Origin of the sequence: Mumia spirodelae (genome assembly GCF_050632745.1) — a bacterium.
In the GTDB taxonomy this organism is placed as follows: Bacteria; Actinomycetota; Actinomycetes; order Propionibacteriales; family Nocardioidaceae; genus Mumia.
In genome coordinates this window covers 73,023-88,386 of record NZ_JBODSD010000007.1, presented here as the reverse complement: position 1 = coordinate 88,386, position 15,364 = coordinate 73,023, and the positions used below count along the sequence as shown (strand labels likewise).

The window sequence follows — 15,364 nt, the reverse complement described above, 5'->3', positions numbered from 1 at the left end:
TTTGACGCCTTGGCTACGTGATCGCGCCCCGAAAAGGTGGATACCGCGTCAAATCGCGGGGGTGGGGCGGGGGCGGGGCGGGGCCCGGGGGTGGGCACCGGCTCGCCGCGCAGAGTTCGCCGAGCGGTCACCCGCGCCCTCCCCCCTGATCCCTAGCGTCGTGTCGCCAGCACAGACGACACGAAGGGATCTCCCATGCGCAGACTGGTCACCACCTGCGTCGCGGTCACATCGACCGCCCTCGCGCTCACCGCCGGAGTGCAGACCGCGCAGGCCGCCGAGGGCCGACCCTCCGCAGGCCACGGCGCACCTCATGCCCGTACCGGCTTCGACCTCCAGGCCCACCGCGGCGGGGTCGGGATGACCACCGAGAGTACGCTCCACGGGTTCGCGAAGGCGCTCTCGCTCGGCGTCACGACGCTCGAGCTCGACACGCAGGTCACCGAGGACAAGAAGGTCGTCGTCACGCACGACCGCAAGGTCTCGGCCACGATCTGCAAGGACACCGCGCCTGCCACGACGGGAGACCCCGAGTTCCCGTACGTCGGCAAGTACGTCAAGGACCTCACGCTCGCCCAGATCAGGACCATGGACTGCGGCTTCCAGCAGCGGCCCGGCTTCCCGCAGCAGGAGGTCGTCGGCGGAGCCCGCATGGCCGAGCTCAAGGAGGTCTTCGCGCTGGTGAAGGCACGCAAGGCCTGGGGCGTCACGCTGAACGTGGAGACCAAGGTGGAGGCCGGCGCTCCTCACGAGACCGCACCCCGGGAGCTCTTCGTACGGCGGGTCGCCCAGGAGATCCGCCGGTCCGGCCTCAGCCGGCAGGTCACCGTCCAGTCCTTCGACTGGGGGGCACTGATGCTCATGCACCGGATCTCGCCGCGCCTCCCGCTCGTCGCGCTCACGAACCACGACTTCCTCCAGGTCGGCAAGCCCGGTGCGTCGCCGTAGCTCGGTGGGATCGACGCGGACGACTACGACGGCGACTTCGTCCGCGCGGCGGCCTCGATCGACGGGGTCACGACCCTCTCGCCGGTCTACGGGTTCCCGCAGAACGGCACGATCGACCAGCCCGGCTTCCAGTTCTACGTGACCCCGCAGATGATCCGCGACGCGCACCGCCGCGGCCTGAAGGTCGTGCCGTGGACGTGCGACGACGTCCCGACCGTCGCCGCGCTCATGGACATGGGGATCGACGGGATCATCACCGACTACCCGGACCGCGTACGCGAGCTGATGGCCGAGCGCGGCCTGCGGCTGCCGCGGGCCTACCCGGCTCGCCGCTGACGCGGCGCGCCGCGACGCCACCGCGAAGGCAGGCGCGGATCGACCGGACCGCGCCTGCCTCCACCTAGACTGCCCTTGTGGCACTGACCGACCAGGCGATCCTCGAGATCAAGGGCATGCTGCTGCGCGGCGAGCTCGGGCCGGGCGACCGGCTGCCGCCGGAGAAGGAGCTGAGCGAGGCCCTCGGACTGTCCCGCAACTCCCTGCGCGAGGCGGTCAAGGCCCTCGAGCTCATCAAGGTGCTCGACGTCCGACGGGGCGACGGCACCTACGTGACGAGCCTCGAGCCGCGCCTGCTGCTCGAGGCGATGTCCTTCGTCGTCGACCTGCACCAGGACACGTCGGTGCTCGAGCTGTTCGAGGTGCGGCGCATCCTCGAGCCTGGCGCGGCGGTGCTCGCCAGCCGCCGCGCCCGCGCCGAGGACGTCGCCCAGCTCTGGGAGATGCTCTCCGAGGTCGACGAGCAGACGTCGGTCGAGGACCTCGTCGCCCACGACATGAAGTTCCACGCCTCGATCGTGGAGCTGTCCGGCAACTCCTACCTCGCGAGCATCCTCGAGGGCCTGTCCAGCCGGACGCTGCGCGCGCGGATCTGGCGCGGTCTCACCGAGCAGAACGCCGTCGAGCGCACGCTCGCCGAGCACCGCGGCATCGTCGACGCGATCGCCAGCGGCGACGAGGACCTCGTCCGAGCCGTCGTGACGACGCACATCGGCGGGGTCGAGCGCTGGCTGCGCACGGCCGGCGAGGCCCCGGCCGAGGACTGACCGCGGCACCCGCGCCGTACGCGCGCGAGCGGGCGGGGCACCGTCCGGCACCCCGCCCGCTGCGCTGCGTTCCTTACTTGTAGAGGACCGCCTGGATCTCCGGATCGTCGATGTTGGTCTTGTCGTACCAGTAGAAGCCGGTGTCAATGGTCTCCGGCAGGTCGTCGCCGTCGATCGCCTTCACCGCAGCCTTGACCAGCTCCTCCCCCATGCCCACGGGGTTCTGGGTGATCGCGCCTGCCATGACGCCGTTGTTGATCGCGTCGATCTGGGCCTGGCCGGAGTCGAACCCGACCACCGTGATGCCCGTCTTGCCGCTCTCCTCGACGCCCTTGACGACACCGATCGCCGAGCCCTCGTTGGAGCCGTAGATGCCGACCACGTCCGGGTTGGCCTGGATGATCGACTTCGTGATGTCGGCCGACTTGGTCTGGTCGCCAGCGCCGTACTGGACGGGCAGCAGCTCGATGTCGGGAGCGTTCTGCTCCATCCACTCGATGAACCCGTCGCGCCGGTCCTTGCCGGAGGCGCTGGTCTGGTCGTGGACGACCATCGCGACCTTGCCCTTGTTGCCGACGAGCTCGGCCATGTGCTTGGCGGCCTCCGCGGCGGCGGCCTTGTTGTCGGTCGAGGCCGTGGTGACCGGGATGTCGCTCTCGACACCGGAGTCGAACGCCACGACAGGGATGTCCTGCGACTTCGCCTGGTCCAGCAGCGGCGCAGCGGCCTTGCTGTCGAGGGCCGCGAAGCCGATCGCGTCAGGGCTCTTGGCGAGCGCGTTGCTGAGCATCGTCACCTGGGCCTCGACCTCGGTCTCGGTCGCGGGGCCCTCGAAGGTGATGCGGACGCCCTGCTTCTCGGCCTCCTGCTCGGCGCCCTTCTTGACGGCCTGCCAGAACTGGTGCTGGAAGCCCTTGGACACGATGGCGATGTACGGCTCGTCGCCGCCGCCACCGGAGCCGCCGTCTCCGTCGTCCCCGCAGGCGGCCATGGCGAAGAGGAGGGGCACGGCGGCAACCGCCGCGCCGATGCGTCGGATGTTCATCGTTGGGTCGTCCTTTGCTCGTGAGGGTGTGCGTCGTTCGTGGCCGTCTGGGGTCCGGCCGTGGTGGAGGGAGTCCTGGGGCGGAGGGGCAGAGCGCTCACCTCTCCTTCTTGCGGAGCTGGTCGGCGTAGACGGCGACCAGGATCACGAGGCCGAGGATCACGTTCTGCCACTCCTGGGCGATCGACATGATCTGGAGGCCGTTGTTGAGCACCGAGATAATGAGGGCGCCGATCAGCGTGCCGATGATCGAGCCCTTGCCGCCGGCCAGCGAGGTGCCGCCGATGACGACGGCGGCGATGGCCTGGAGCTCGTAGCCCATGCCGGTCGCGGGCTGTGCTGAGCCGAGGCGCGCGGAGATCATGATGCCCGCGAGGCCGGTGAAGAGGCCGGCGAGCGCGTAGATGATGATCTTCCACTTCCGCACGTTGATCCCCGAGAGCGCCGTCGCCTCCTCGTTGCTGCCGATGGAGAACGTGTAGCGGCCCAGCACGGTCTTGTTGAGCAGCACCACGCAGACCACGGTCGCCGCGAGCAGCACGAGCACCGCGTTGGGGAAGTCGAAGCCGAGCAGGTTGCCGGTCGAGATCTTGACGTACTCCGGCTGCTCGGTGAAGTAGATCGGGGCGCTGCCGGAGATCACCAGGGCGAGGCCCTGGGCGACGAGCATCATCGCCAGGGTCGCGATGAACGGCGGGATGCGCAGGAACGCCACGTTGAAGCCGTTGACGAGCCCGATGAGCCCACCGAACAGGATCGCCATCACGACGCCGAGCGCGACCGGGACTCCCCACTCGGTGATGAACACGCCCGACATCACCGCGCACAGCGCCATGCCGGTGCCGATCGAGAGGTCGATCCCGCCGGTGATGATGACGAACGTCGTCCCGAGCGCGAGCGTACCGATGACGACCGTCGAGAACAGGATGTTGGTGACGTTGTTGTAGGTGAAGAAGCTCGAGCTCGCGATCGAGAAGAAGACGAAGATCACGATCAGGCTCGCGAACGCGAGCAGCTCCTGGAGCCGGTCCCTCCAGGCTGCCCCGCGACCGTCGGTGCGCGAGGTGAGGGTGGCGTCGTCCGCCGCGGTGGTGCTCATCGTTCTCCTGCCTTCGGGGTGTCCTGCGCGTCGGGGGCGGCTGCGGCGGCGCCGACGAGGCCGAGCTCGACGGCGTCCTCGACGTTCTCGTCGGGCCGCAGGGTGGCGAGGTGCATGACGTTCTCCTGGGTCGCCTCGTGGTGGTCGAGGACCCCGCTCACCCGTCCTTCGGTCATCACCACGACCCGGTGCGCCATCCGCAGCACCTCGGGGAGCTCGGACGAGATCATCACGATCGACTTGCCCTGTCCCGCCAGGTCGTTGAGGAGCTCGTAGATCTCCTCCTTCGCGCCGACGTCGATGCCGCGCGTCGGCTCGTCGAAGATCAGCACGTCGCAGTCCTTCACCAGCCACTTGGCGATGACGACCTTCTGCTGGTTGCCTCCGGAGAGGTTCTTGGTCGTCTGCGTCACCGACGGGGTCTTGATGCCGAGACGGCCGACCATGTCCCGCGCGACGTCGCGCATCTGGCCGAAGCGGACGAACCCGCCCCGGCTGAACCGCTCGGCGAGCGAGGTCAGGCCGATGTTGGCCGACACGTCCTGGTCGAGGAGGAGACCGAGCCGCTTGCGGTCCTCGGACAGGTAGCCGATACGCAGCCGCGCGGCCTCCGCCGGGTTGTGGATCCGCACCTCCTTGCCCCGCAGCCGCACGGTGCCGGCGGTCGTCGCGTCGGCCCCCACGAGGGCGCGGGCGACCTCCGTGCGGCCGGCGCCCATGAGTCCCGCGAAGCCGAGGATCTCGCCCTCGCGCAGGTCGAAGGAGACGTCCTTCAGCAGGTCGCGGGTCGAGAGACCCTCGACCTCGAGCACGACCGGACGGTCGTCGCGGACGTTGACGGGCTGGGCGTCGCTGGCGAGCGTCCGCCCCACCATGAGGGAGATGACCTCCTTCATGGTGGTGTCGGCGGTGACGAGGGTGTCGACGAAACGGCCGTCGCGGATGACCGTGACGCGGTCGCTGATGGCCTTGAGCTCGTCCATGCGGTGGGAGATGTAGATGACCCCCGTCTCCGGCCGCACGAACCGGCGGATCAGCGCGTGGAGCGTCTGCACCTCGGCGTCGTTGAGCGCTGCCGTCGGCTCGTCCATGATCAGGACCTTCGCCTCGTACGACAGCGCCTTCGCGATCTCGACCATCTGCTGCTTGGCGACGGTGAGCTCGCCGACGACCTGACGGGGATCCAGCGGGAGCTCGAGACGCTCGAAGAGGTCCGCCGCGCGACGGTTGAGTGCACGCTCGGACAGGAAGAACCCGCCTGCCCTCGGCTCCCGCCCGATGAAGACGTTCTCCGCGACCGTCAGGTGCGGCATCAGGTTGAACTCCTGGTGGATGATGCTGATGCCGGTCTCGAGCGCGTCCTTCGGTCCGCTCACCTCGAGCGGCTGGCCGTCGAGGCGGAAGTGCCCGGCGTCGGCGGTGTAGATGCCCGACAGGAGCTTCATCAGCGTCGACTTGCCGGCGCCGTTCTCGCCCACCAGCGCGAGGACCTCGCCGTGGCGGAGGTTGAGGTGCATGTCCTGCAGCGCCTGGACGCCGGGGAAGCCCTTGCTCACCCCCTCGACGTCGAGCAGGTAGTCGGCCGGCATGTCAGACTCCTTCCCGCGGCGTGGGCACGACGCCCTTGCGCACGATCGCGTTGCCGTAGGTGCGGGTCTCGCCGGTGCGCACCACGACGAAGCAGGTCTCGGCCGCGTCGTAGAACGCGTGCCGTTCCACGAGTCGCGCGTCGGCACGCGTGAGGCCCGCCGCGGCGACGAGCTCGTCCTGGACCGGCAGCCACGCGCCGTCCGCGGACTCCATGAGGTCCATGGGGTCCTGGTCGTCGGTCGGCAGCACCGTGCAGACGGCCCGGACGAGGTCCGGCGTACCGACGCCCGGCAGGTCGATCACGTGACCGCCGAGCCGCGCGGCCGGGAAGTGTGCGTCGGCGACGCAGATCCCGTCGGAGTGCCCCATCGCGTCCAGCGCGGCGAGCAGCTCACCGGTGAGCAGCGGGTCGATGCCCACGAGCACGGACCTCACCTCCTGAAATCGATTTCAGAGCCGTCACGCTAGGTGTGCGGCGCATCACACGTCAACCCCGTAGACGGCCCGCGCGGTGCCTGCGAGGACGCGGTCCTGCTCGTCGGCCGACAGCTCGCCGACCAGGGTCCGGACGACCTCCCAGTGCGGGAGGTAGCCACCGTCGGGCACCGTCATCGGCCAGTCGCCGCCGTACATCAGCCGCGCCGGTCCGAAGGCGTCGAGCGCGATCTCCCAGACCGGGCGGAGGGCGTCGACGGTGAACGGCTGGCCCGGCATCTGCAGGCCGGACACCTTGGCCACCGCGCGCGGCCGGCGGGCGACCTCGCGCAGGCAGGACTCCCACGTCGCGAGGTCGGGTGTACCGCGCGGCGGCTTGCCCAGGTGGTCGACGACGACCGTCAGGTCCGGGACCGAGTCCAGCAGGTCGGGCAGGCGCGAGAGATGCCGCGGCCACGCGTCCGGGACATCGAAGGTCAGGCCCCGCTCGGCCAGCGTGGCGAGCGACGCGCGGACGCCCGGCAGCTCGAGGAAGTCGTCGCGCGGGTCGTCGTGGACGAGGTGGCGGACGCCGCGGAAGGCGGGACGGGCACCGTAGTCGTCGAGCTGTCTCTGCGCCAGCGACGGCTCCTCGAGCGCGATCCAACCGACCACGCCGACGACGTACGACGCCGCGTCCGCGCACCTCAGCATGGCGCGCGTGTCCGCCTCGGAGTCCTCGGCCTGGACGAGGACCGCGCCGTCGACGCCGGCGGCCGCGAGCTCGGCGCCCGCCTCGGCCGCCCCGAAGGTGCGGTTGAGCGGCCCGTGCTGAGGGCCGAGCCACGCGTACTCCCCCGCCTCGAGGTCCCACAGGTGCAGGTGGGTGTCGATCACCGTCATCGCGCCACCAGGCCCTCGTCGCGCAGCGCGGACCACAGCGCGGCCGGCACGGGCGACGCCATCAGCGCAGCGTTGCGGCGGACCTGGTCGGGTGCGGCCCCACCGACCACGACGCACTCCACCGCCGGGTGGCTGAGCGGGTACGCGAGCGCGGCCGCGGGCAGGGCGACGTCGTACGCGGCGGACACCTCCGCGATCCTGCGCACCCGGGCGAGCAGCTCCTCCGGCACCGGCCCGTAGTCGTAGCGAGCGTCGTCGGCCACCTTGTCCGAGGCGAGGAGCCCGGAGTTGAACGCGGCGGCGACCGCCACGCCGACGCCCTCCTCCGCACACCGGTCGAGGACCTCGGCTGCCGACTGGTCGGCGAGCGTGAAGCGTCCGGCGACCATGAGGACGTCCACGGCACGGGTGTCCACCGCGGCCTCGAGCGCCTCGGCGCTCATCGACGCCACCCCGACAGCCGACACGAGTCCCTCGTCGCGCAGCGCGGCTGCGGCGGGCAGGCCTTCGTCGAGACCCCGTCGTAGGTCGTACCGCTCGGGGTCGTGCAGGTAGAGGACGTCGACCCGGTCGAGGCCCAGCCGCTCGAGCGACTGCTCGTGGCTGCGGCGTACGCCGTCGGCGGAGAAGTCCCAGACCCTCCGCGCGGTCGCTGGCACCATGAAGTCGTTGGCGGTGTCCAGGGCCTCTCCGGCGTTGTCGTCCGGCACGAGCACGCGGCCGGCCTTGGTGGACACGACGTACTCGTCGCGCGGCTTGGTGGCGAGGAACATGCCGAGCCGCCGCTCGGAGAGACCGAGCCCGTAGTGCGGCGCGGTGTCGAACGTGCGGACGCCGGCCTCCCAAGCCGCCTCGAGGATCGCGTGCGCAGCCTCGTCGCTGAGCGCGCGATAGAGGTTGCCGACGTTCGCCGCGCCGTAGCCGAGGCGCCCCCGGAGCACGTCACGCATCGCGGTGGTACCGGTAGGTCGCGAGCGAGTCGGCGAGCATCTCCGCTCCCGATCCCGCGGCGGTCGGCGCGTGGTAGACGCCGCTGCGCACGTCGACTGGAGTCACAAAGTGCTCGTGGAGGTGGTCGACGTACTCGATGACCCGGGACTCGCGCGTCCCGGACACGGCGACGTAGTCGAACATCGAGAGGTGCTGCACCGTCTCGCACAGCCCGACACCTCCCGCGTGCGGACACACCGGGACGCCGAACTTGGCGGCGAGCAGCAGGTTGGCGACGTTCTCGTTGACCCCGGCCACGCGGGAGGCGTCGATCTGCATGACCTGGAGGGCATCGGCCTGGAGGAACTGCTTGAACAGCACGCGATTGGCGACGTGCTCGCCGGTCGCGACCGGGATCGGGCTGACCCCTCGCGCGATCGCGGCGTGGCCGAGGATGTCGTCGGGGCTCGTCGGCTCCTCGATCCACGCGACGTCGAAGGGGCGCAGCGCCTCCATCCACGACACGGCTTCGGCCACCTCCCAGCGCTGGTTGGCGTCGACCGCGATCGCGACGTCGGGCCCGACCACCGAGCGGGCGAGCGCGAGCCGCCGCACGTCCTCGTCGCGGTCGGCGCCGACCTTCAGCTTGATCTGGCCGAACCCGGCCTCGACCGCCTCGCGGCACAGGCGCTCGAGCTTCGCGTCGTCGTAGCCGAGCCAGCCGGGCGTCGTCGTGTACGCCGGGTAGCCGTCGCGTACCAGCTCGGCCTCGCGCTGGGCCCGGCCCGGGACGGCCTTCTCGAGGATCTCGAGCGCCTCGTCGGGCGTCAGGGCGTCGGTGAGGTAGCGGAAGTCCACGAGATCCACGATCTCGTGGGGCGCGAGCGAGGCGAGCACCCGCCACAGCGGCTGGCCGGCACGCTTGGCCTTGAGGTCCCACAGCGCGTTGATCACCGCGCCGACCGCCATGTGCATGACGCCCTTCTCAGGACCGAGCCACCGCAGCTGCGAGTCGTGGACCAGGCGCTTCCAGAAGCCGCCGAGGTCGTCGAGCACCTCCTCGGCGTCAAGTCCCACGACGTACGGGGCCAGCGCCTCGATCGCGGCGACCTGCACGTCGTTGCCGCGGCCGATGGTGAAGACGAAGCCGTGGCCCGAGAGCCCGTCGCTCGCATCCGTCCGGAGGGTGGCGTACGCGGCGGAGTAGTCGGGGTCGGGGTTCATCGCGTCGGACCCGTCCAGCGTGCGCGACGTGGGGAAGCGCACGTCGACGGTGTCCAGGGCGACGAAGGTGGTCACGGAGGGTCTCCTCTTGTGTTCGCGGTGATGCCGGTCACACACTAGACATCCGATGTTTGTGCGTCAACACCTGGACGGCACTCCGCGACGATCGGGATCGGTGGCGTATCGTCCGGTGCCAGACACCGTGATAGATCCGATATCTCACTACGCGCGGAGGATGTGCATGAAGCTCGCCCGACTCGGCTCCCCCGGCCAGGAACGCCCCGTCGTCGTCCTCGAGGACGCCGTCCTGGACCTCTCGTCCCTCACGCCGGACATCGACGGCTCCTTCCTCGCCGGCGGTGGCATCGACGCCGTCCGCGACGCGGTGGCCTCGGGCTCGCTGCCGGTCCTGGAGGGCGCGGACTCCCTCCGCGTCGGAGCGCCGGTCGCGCGACCGAGCGCGGTCGTGTGCATCGGGATGAACTACGCGGCGCACGCCGCAGAGTCCGGGTCCCTGCCGCCGGAGCGGCCCGTGATCTTCTTCAAGCCGCCGAACACGGTGGTCGGCCCGGACGACGCCGTGACCCTGCCCCGTGGCAGCACCAAGACGGACTGGGAGGTCGAGCTCGGCATCGTCGTCGGGCGCCGCACGTCCTACCTCGACGGCCCCGAGCAGGCGATGGAGCACGTCGCCGGGTTCGTCGTGGCCGACGACCTGTCCGAGCGGACCTTCCAGCTGGAGATCTCGGGCGGGCAGTGGAGCAAGGGCAAGGCGGCCGCCGGTTTCACGCCGACCGGCCCCTGGCTGGTGACGCCCGACGAGGTCGATCACCGCGCGCTCGGGCTGCGGAGCTGGGTCAACGGCGAGCCGCGGCAGGACTCCAGCTCGCGGGACATGGTGTTCGACGTCGAGACGATCCTCTGGGACCTGAGCCAGTACATGGTTCTCGAGCCGGGCGACCTCGTCCTCACCGGAACACCGGAGGGCGTCGCGCTCTCGGGACGCTTCAGGTACCTCACCGACGGCGACGTCGTCGAGCTCGAGGTCGACGGGCTCGGGCGTCAGCGCCACGCCGTCCACGCGTACGAGGCGGCCGCACGATGAGCGACTTCACCGGACTCGCCGCCGTGGTCACCGGTGGCGCGTCGGGCATCGGCGCCGCGATCGCCACCGTGCTGCGCGACCGCGGCGCGGGCGTCGCCGTCCTCGACCTGGATCCCGCGGGCGCCCCGGCCGCGACCGTCGGGCTCGCCGCGGACGTCACGGACGACGCGTCGGTCCGCACAGCGGTCGAGGAGGCCGCGGCGCGGCTCGGCGGCATCGACGTCCTCGTCAACAACGCCGGCGTCGGAGCACAGGGGACGGTCGCCGACAACGACGACGACGAGTGGCACCGCGTGCTCGACGTCAACCTCGTCGGCATGGTGCGTACGTCCCGGGCTGCGCTCCCCCACCTGCGCCGGTCGTCGGCGGCGAGCGTCGTCAACATGGGCTCGATCGCGGCCACCGCGGGCCTCCCGCAGCGGGCGCTGTACTCCGCGACCAAGGGCGCCGTGCTCGCGCTCACCCGGGCGATGGCCGCGGACCACCTCCACGAGGGAATCCGGGTCAACTGCGTCCATCCCGGCACCGCCGACACCCCATGGGTCGGACGTCTCCTCTCGTCCGCGCCGGACCCGGAGACGGAGCGCGCCGCCCTGGAGGCCCGCCAGCCGCACGGGCGGCTCGTGTCGCCCGAGGAGGTCGCGCTCGCGGTGGCGTACCTCGCGAGCCCCACCTCGGGCTCGACGACCGGGACCGGGATCGCCGTCGACGGGGGCATGCAGGAGCTTCGCCTGCGTCCGCGCACCTGAGCGCCCTACGCTACGAGCGTCATGGCCACGATCTACGAGGTAGCCGCCCGCGCGGGAGTCTCGCCCGCGACGGTCTCGCGCGTCCTCAACGGGATCGCCGTCTCCCCCGGGTACGCCGAGCGCGTCCGCCGCGCGGCCGAGGAGCTGGACTTCCAGCCCGACCGTGCCGCGCGCCGGCTGCGCCGTCAGCAGTCCGAGGTCATCGCGCTGATCATCCCCGACGTCGAGAACCCGTTCTTCACCGCGCTGGCGCGGGGCGTGGAGGACCGCGCGAACGCAGCCGGGCTGTCGCTCGTCCTCTGCAACACCGACGAGCAGGCCGAGAAGGAGGCGCGCTACGTCAAGGTCGCCGTGTCCGAGCGGATGGCCGGGGTGATCGTCGCCCCGTCGAGCCACCATCCCGACCTCGACGCCCTCGTCGGACGCGGCACGCCCGTGGTCGCGGTCGACCGGGCGGCGCACGGCTACGCGATCGACGCGGTCGTGATGGACGACGTCGCGATCGGGCGCGAGGGCACGCAGCGCCTGTACGACGAGGGGCACCACCGGGTCGCCTGCATCACCGGACCGCACGACGTCGACACGGCCGACCAGCGCGCCGACGGGTGGCGGGAGGTCTTCGTCGCGCACCACGACGAGGACCCGGACCCGTACCTGGTGCGCGCCGACTACCGGGTCGAGGGCGGGGAGCACGGGATGGCGTCGCTGCTCGCGCTCGACGCACCCCCGGACGCGGTCCTCGTCGCCAACAACCTGATGGGCGTCGGGGCGATGCGGGCGCTCGGGGACCGCGAGGACGTCGACCTCCTCGTGCTGGGCGACCTCCCCTTCGGGCTGTGGCCACGGCCAGGGAGCCTGGTCATCCCGCTGCCCGCCCGCACGCTCGGCGTGGAGGCCGCCGACCGGTTGATCGCCCGCATCGAGGGCGACGACCGGCCGGCGCGTCGGATCGTCGTCGCCACCGACGTCGCCCCCCGCTGACCCCTTCCCCCGCCGGACGGTGACCCGGCGGGCGGCGGGGTTGACGCAGAAATCGATTTCTGAGACGGTCCCGACATGACGCGCGCCACCCTCGTCGGCGTCGACATCGGCACCTCCAGCAGCAAGGGCGTGCTCGTCGACCGCGACGGCCGCCTCCTGCGGACCGCCACCCGCGAGCACGGTGTCGACCGGCCTCGCGTCGGCCACGTGGAGATGGACGCCCAGATCTGGTGGGACGAGCTCGTCGCGATCGTGCAGGAGCTCCTCCGCGCCGAGCCGGACGCCGACGTCGTCGGGGTGGGTGTCAGCGGGATGGGACCCTGCGTCCTCCTCGCCGACGACGCCGGCACGCCGGTCCGGCCGGCGATCCTGTACGGCGTCGACTCCCGCGCCTCGGAGCAGATCGCACGGCTCGACGCCACGCTCGGCGCCGACGCGATCCTGCGCCGCGGCGGCTCCGCCCTGACGTCGCAGGCGGCGGGGCCGAAGATCGCCTGGGTCGCCGAGCACGAGCCCGGGACGTACGCGCGAGCGCGACGGCTCTTCATGCCGAGCTCCTGGCTCGCCTACCGGCTCACCGGCGCCTACGTGCTCGACCACCACTCCGCCAGCCAGTCGACGCCCCTGTACGACGCCGACGCGCTCGCCTGGTACGCGCCGTGGGTCGACGTGGTCGCGCCGGACCTCTCGCTCCCCGAGCTGGTCTGGCCAGCGGACGTCGTGGGCACGGTGACGCGCGACGCCGCCGCGCAGACCGGGCTCCCCGCGGGGGTTCCGGTCGTCGCCGGCACGATCGACGCCTGGACCGAGGCCGTGAGCGTCGACGCGCAGAACGTCGGCGACCTGATGCTGATGTACGCGACGACGATGTTCCTCATCAACACCGTCGCCGAGCGCGTGTCGACCCCGTCGATGTGGAGCACCGTCGGCGCCTACCCCGGCACCCGCTGCCTCGCCGGCGGCATGGCGACCTCCGGCGCGATCACCGGGTGGCTGCGCGACCTCGTCGGCGGCGCGCCGTACGCGGACCTCGTCGCCGAGGCGCGGGCGTCGGGTGTCGGCGCGCACGGCCTGCTGATGCTGCCCTACTTCGCGGGCGAGCGGACGCCGATCCAGGACCCCGAAGCCCGTGGGCTCATCGCCGGACTCACGCTGTCGCACACCCGCGGCGACCTCTACCGCGCGGCGCTGGAGGCCACGGCGTACGGCGTGCGGCACAACGTCGAGACCATCCTCGCCGCCGGCGGCACGGTCGAGCGCGTCGTGGCCGTGGGGGGCGGCACGCAGGGCGCGCTGTGGACGCAGATCGTCAGCGACGTGACCGGGCTCGAGCAGGTCGTGCCGCAGCAGACGATCGGCGCGTCGTACGGGGCGGCGTACCTCGCCGCGACCGCGACGGGCGACGCCGACATCGGCCGCTGGAACCCGCCGGCCTCGCTCGTCCGCCCGGATCCCGCGCGCCACGCGACCTACTCCGAGCTGTTCGCGCTCTACCGCGACGCCTATCCCGCGACGCAGCAGCTGTCGCACCGGCTGGCCGAGCACCAGCGCACCATCGAGAAGGGAACACCATGAGCACCTACACGCTGCCCGTGCTCGCCGAGCCGCCCGTGGCCGAGCCGCAGACCCTCTACACCGTCGCCTCCGGTGACCTGCGGCTGTCGGCGAACACCCGCTGCTGGCCGACGCAGCAGCAGCTCGAGGCCGACTTCGCCGAGGCCGCCTCCGCGTTCGGCTGGAGGGTCCACCGCGCCCACGACGTCGACCCCGAGACCGGCCACGGGTTCATCGACAGCCAGCGGCGCGGCATCGAGGTCTTCAAGAACGTCCCGCCGGACGCCCCGGTGGTTGTGGTGGACGCGGTCTGGCAGTACAGCCACCACGTGCTCGCCGGTCTGCGCACGCACCGAGGTCCGATCCTCGTGGTCGCCAACTGGGCCGGTGACTTCCCCGGCCTCGTCGGTCTGCTCAACCTCACCGCGAGCATGACCAAGGCGGGGGTCGCGTACTCGGCGCTGTGGAGCAAGGACTTCACCGACGACTGGGCCCGCACCAAGCTCGAGGAGTGGCTCACGACGGGCCGCATCGCGCACGACACCAGCCACGTCCGCCCGCTGCCGGCGCTCGACGCGTCGTCGGACGAGGTCGAGCTCGGCCGCGCGCTCGCCGCCCAGCTGCAGCAGGAGAAGGCGATCGTCGGCGTGTTCGACGAGGGCTGCATGGGGATGTACAACGCGATCATCGACGACGAGCTGCTGAACCCGCTCGGCATCTACAAGGAGCGCCTCTCGCAGAGCGCGCTGGTCGCCGAGATGAACCGCGTCGGTGCTGACGAGCGCGCGGCCGTCAAGCGCTGGCTCGACGACGCGGGCCTCACCTTCCACTTCGGCACCGACCCGCAGACCGAGCTGACGCCGGACCAGGTCGACAGCCAGCTCGCGATGTACGTCGCGGCGCTGCGGATGTCCGACGACTTCGGGCTCGACGCCGTCGGCATCCAGTACCAGCAGGGGCTCAAGGACGTCGTGCCCGCGAGCGACCTCGCGGAGGGGTTGCTCAACAACGTCGAGCGGCCGCCCGTGCGCTCGCGCGACGGGGCCCGGGAGCTCTACGCCGGGGCGCCCCTCCCCCACTTCAACGAGGTCGACGAGGGCGTCGCGGTCGATGCGCTGGTGACGAACCGGATCTGGACCGCGATGGGCCTCGACCCGGCGACGACGTTGCACGACATCCGCTGGGGTGACGACTACGACGGCGAGTTCGTGTGGGTCTTCGAGATCTCGGGCTCGGTCCCGGCCTCGCACCACGGCGGCTACGACAGGTCGTACAGCATGAGGCAGCCGCCGATGTTCTTCCCGCTCGGCGGCGGCACGCTCAGCGGCGTCTCGAAGCCCGGCCAGATCGTGTGGTCGCGCGTGTTCGTCGCCGGTGGCGCGCTGCACGTCGACCTCGGCCGCGCGCACGTCGTCGAGCTGCCGGCGGAGGAGACGCAGCGCCGCCTCGACGCGACCGACCCGCAGTGGCCGATCATGCACGCCGTCCTGCACGGCGTGAGCCGCGACCAGATGATGGCGCGTCACAAGGCCAACCACGTCCAGGTCGTCTACTCCCCCGACGCCGCCACCGCGGACAAGGCCCTGCTGGTCAAGGCCGCGATGTTCGACGCGCTCGGCGTCCAGGTCCACCTCTGCGGCGACACCGCCGTGGGGTGACGCCGGGCCTTCGTGCGCGAAGGCCCGGGCCGCGCGCCCGGGGACGGAGAACCCCCCTCCC

Annotated in this window: 13 protein-coding genes and 1 pseudogene; 7 read left to right on the top strand and 7 right to left on the bottom strand. The window is 71.5% G+C overall.

Annotation, left to right across the window (positions count from 1 at the left end; genetic code table 11):
- Nucleotides 1-195: 195 nt before the first annotated feature.
- Both ACQSSQ_RS23680 and ACQSSQ_RS23675 read left to right on the top strand, forming a co-directional pair.
- Nucleotides 196-1,284: pseudogene (locus ACQSSQ_RS23680) on the top strand (glycerophosphodiester phosphodiesterase family protein).
- A 77-nt stretch (nt 1,285-1,361) separates the two neighbouring features.
- Nucleotides 1,362-2,051: a FadR/GntR family transcriptional regulator gene (locus ACQSSQ_RS23675; RefSeq protein ID WP_431329620.1), complete on the top strand. Its 690-nt coding sequence runs from the start codon at nt 1,362-1,364 to the stop codon at nt 2,049-2,051.
- Between the two features lie 73 nt (nt 2,052-2,124).
- Here the strand turns inward: ACQSSQ_RS23675 and ACQSSQ_RS23670 are convergent, their stop codons facing one another.
- The 7 genes from ACQSSQ_RS23670 to ACQSSQ_RS23640 all read right to left on the bottom strand — a co-directional run bounded on the left by ACQSSQ_RS23670 (nt 2,125) and on the right by ACQSSQ_RS23640 (nt 9,331).
- Nucleotides 2,125-3,096 (bottom strand): ABC transporter substrate-binding protein, encoded by a 972-nt coding sequence (locus ACQSSQ_RS23670; protein ID WP_431329619.1) that lies wholly within the window; start codon nt 3,094-3,096, stop codon nt 2,125-2,127.
- A gap of 97 nt (nt 3,097-3,193) precedes the next feature.
- Nucleotides 3,194-4,195, bottom strand: a complete 1,002-nt coding sequence (locus ACQSSQ_RS23665; RefSeq protein ID WP_431329618.1) for an ABC transporter permease — start codon at nt 4,193-4,195, stop codon at nt 3,194-3,196.
- Nucleotides 4,192-5,784, bottom strand: coding sequence for a sugar ABC transporter ATP-binding protein (locus tag ACQSSQ_RS23660; RefSeq protein WP_431329617.1), 1,593 nt, complete (start codon nt 5,782-5,784; stop codon nt 4,192-4,194). Before ACQSSQ_RS23660 ends, ACQSSQ_RS23665 begins: the two co-directional genes overlap by 4 nt.
- A 1-nt stretch (nt 5,785) precedes the next feature.
- Nucleotides 5,786-6,211, bottom strand: coding sequence for an RbsD/FucU family protein (locus ACQSSQ_RS23655; protein WP_431329616.1), 426 nt, complete (start codon nt 6,209-6,211; stop codon nt 5,786-5,788).
- A 54-nt stretch (nt 6,212-6,265) separates the two neighbouring features.
- Nucleotides 6,266-7,102 carry an amidohydrolase family protein gene (locus ACQSSQ_RS23650; protein WP_431329615.1) on the bottom strand — a complete coding sequence of 279 codons (837 nt, stop codon included), beginning with the start codon at nt 7,100-7,102 and terminating at the stop codon, nt 6,266-6,268.
- Entirely contained in the window at nt 7,099-8,052 is a 954-nt protein-coding gene (locus tag ACQSSQ_RS23645) for an aldo/keto reductase (RefSeq protein ID WP_431329614.1), read from the bottom strand. The genes ACQSSQ_RS23650 and ACQSSQ_RS23645 overlap by 4 nt, the downstream gene beginning before the upstream one ends.
- The gene (locus ACQSSQ_RS23640; protein ID WP_431329613.1) at nt 8,045-9,331 is read right to left on the bottom strand and encodes an enolase C-terminal domain-like protein; all 1,287 of its coding nucleotides are present in this window, start codon (nt 9,329-9,331) and stop codon (nt 8,045-8,047) included. Before ACQSSQ_RS23640 ends, ACQSSQ_RS23645 begins: the two co-directional genes overlap by 8 nt.
- Nucleotides 9,332-9,497: 166 nt before the next feature.
- On the opposite strand from ACQSSQ_RS23640, the gene ACQSSQ_RS23635 reads away from it, so the two are divergent.
- The 5 genes from ACQSSQ_RS23635 (at nt 9,498) to ACQSSQ_RS23615 (ending at nt 15,303) form a co-directional block, all read left to right on the top strand.
- On the top strand, nt 9,498-10,361 hold the full coding sequence (locus tag ACQSSQ_RS23635; RefSeq protein WP_431329612.1) for a fumarylacetoacetate hydrolase family protein: 864 nt from the start codon (nt 9,498-9,500) through the stop codon (nt 10,359-10,361).
- Nucleotides 10,358-11,110, top strand: coding sequence for an SDR family NAD(P)-dependent oxidoreductase (locus ACQSSQ_RS23630; RefSeq protein ID WP_431329611.1), 753 nt, complete (start codon nt 10,358-10,360; stop codon nt 11,108-11,110). The genes ACQSSQ_RS23635 and ACQSSQ_RS23630 overlap by 4 nt, the downstream gene beginning before the upstream one ends.
- 21 nt (nt 11,111-11,131) lie before the next feature.
- The gene (locus tag ACQSSQ_RS23625) at nt 11,132-12,091 is read left to right on the top strand and encodes a LacI family DNA-binding transcriptional regulator (protein ID WP_431329610.1); all 960 of its coding nucleotides are present in this window, start codon (nt 11,132-11,134) and stop codon (nt 12,089-12,091) included.
- Nucleotides 12,092-12,166: 75 nt separating this feature from the next.
- Nucleotides 12,167-13,666 carry an FGGY-family carbohydrate kinase gene (locus tag ACQSSQ_RS23620; RefSeq protein WP_431329609.1) on the top strand — a complete coding sequence of 500 codons (1,500 nt, stop codon included), beginning with the start codon at nt 12,167-12,169 and terminating at the stop codon, nt 13,664-13,666.
- Entirely contained in the window at nt 13,663-15,303 is a 1,641-nt protein-coding gene (locus ACQSSQ_RS23615; protein WP_431329608.1) for a hypothetical protein, read from the top strand. The genes ACQSSQ_RS23620 and ACQSSQ_RS23615 overlap by 4 nt, the downstream gene beginning before the upstream one ends.
- The last annotated feature ends 61 nt before the right edge of the window (nt 15,304-15,364 follow it).

Bases quoted from the DNA above. Each gene is read 5' to 3' on its own strand.
- ACQSSQ_RS23630 (WP_431329611.1), top strand. From the start codon at position 10,358: ATGAGCGACTTCACCGGACTCGCCGCCGTGGTCACCGGTGGCGCGTCG.
- ACQSSQ_RS23660 (WP_431329617.1), bottom strand. From the start codon at position 5,784: ATGCCGGCCGACTACCTGCTCGACGTCGAGGGGGTGAGCAAGGGCTTC.
- ACQSSQ_RS23615 (WP_431329608.1), top strand. From the start codon at position 13,663: ATGAGCACCTACACGCTGCCCGTGCTCGCCGAGCCGCCCGTGGCCGAG.
- ACQSSQ_RS23665 (WP_431329618.1), bottom strand. From the start codon at position 4,195: ATGAGCACCACCGCGGCGGACGACGCCACCCTCACCTCGCGCACCGAC.
- ACQSSQ_RS23625 (WP_431329610.1), top strand. From the start codon at position 11,132: ATGGCCACGATCTACGAGGTAGCCGCCCGCGCGGGAGTCTCGCCCGCG.
- ACQSSQ_RS23670 (WP_431329619.1), bottom strand. From the start codon at position 3,096: ATGAACATCCGACGCATCGGCGCGGCGGTTGCCGCCGTGCCCCTCCTC.
- ACQSSQ_RS23620 (WP_431329609.1), top strand. From the start codon at position 12,167: ATGACGCGCGCCACCCTCGTCGGCGTCGACATCGGCACCTCCAGCAGC.
- ACQSSQ_RS23635 (WP_431329612.1), top strand. From the start codon at position 9,498: ATGAAGCTCGCCCGACTCGGCTCCCCCGGCCAGGAACGCCCCGTCGTC.
- ACQSSQ_RS23650 (WP_431329615.1), bottom strand. From the start codon at position 7,102: ATGACGGTGATCGACACCCACCTGCACCTGTGGGACCTCGAGGCGGGG.
- ACQSSQ_RS23645 (WP_431329614.1), bottom strand. From the start codon at position 8,052: ATGCGTGACGTGCTCCGGGGGCGCCTCGGCTACGGCGCGGCGAACGTC.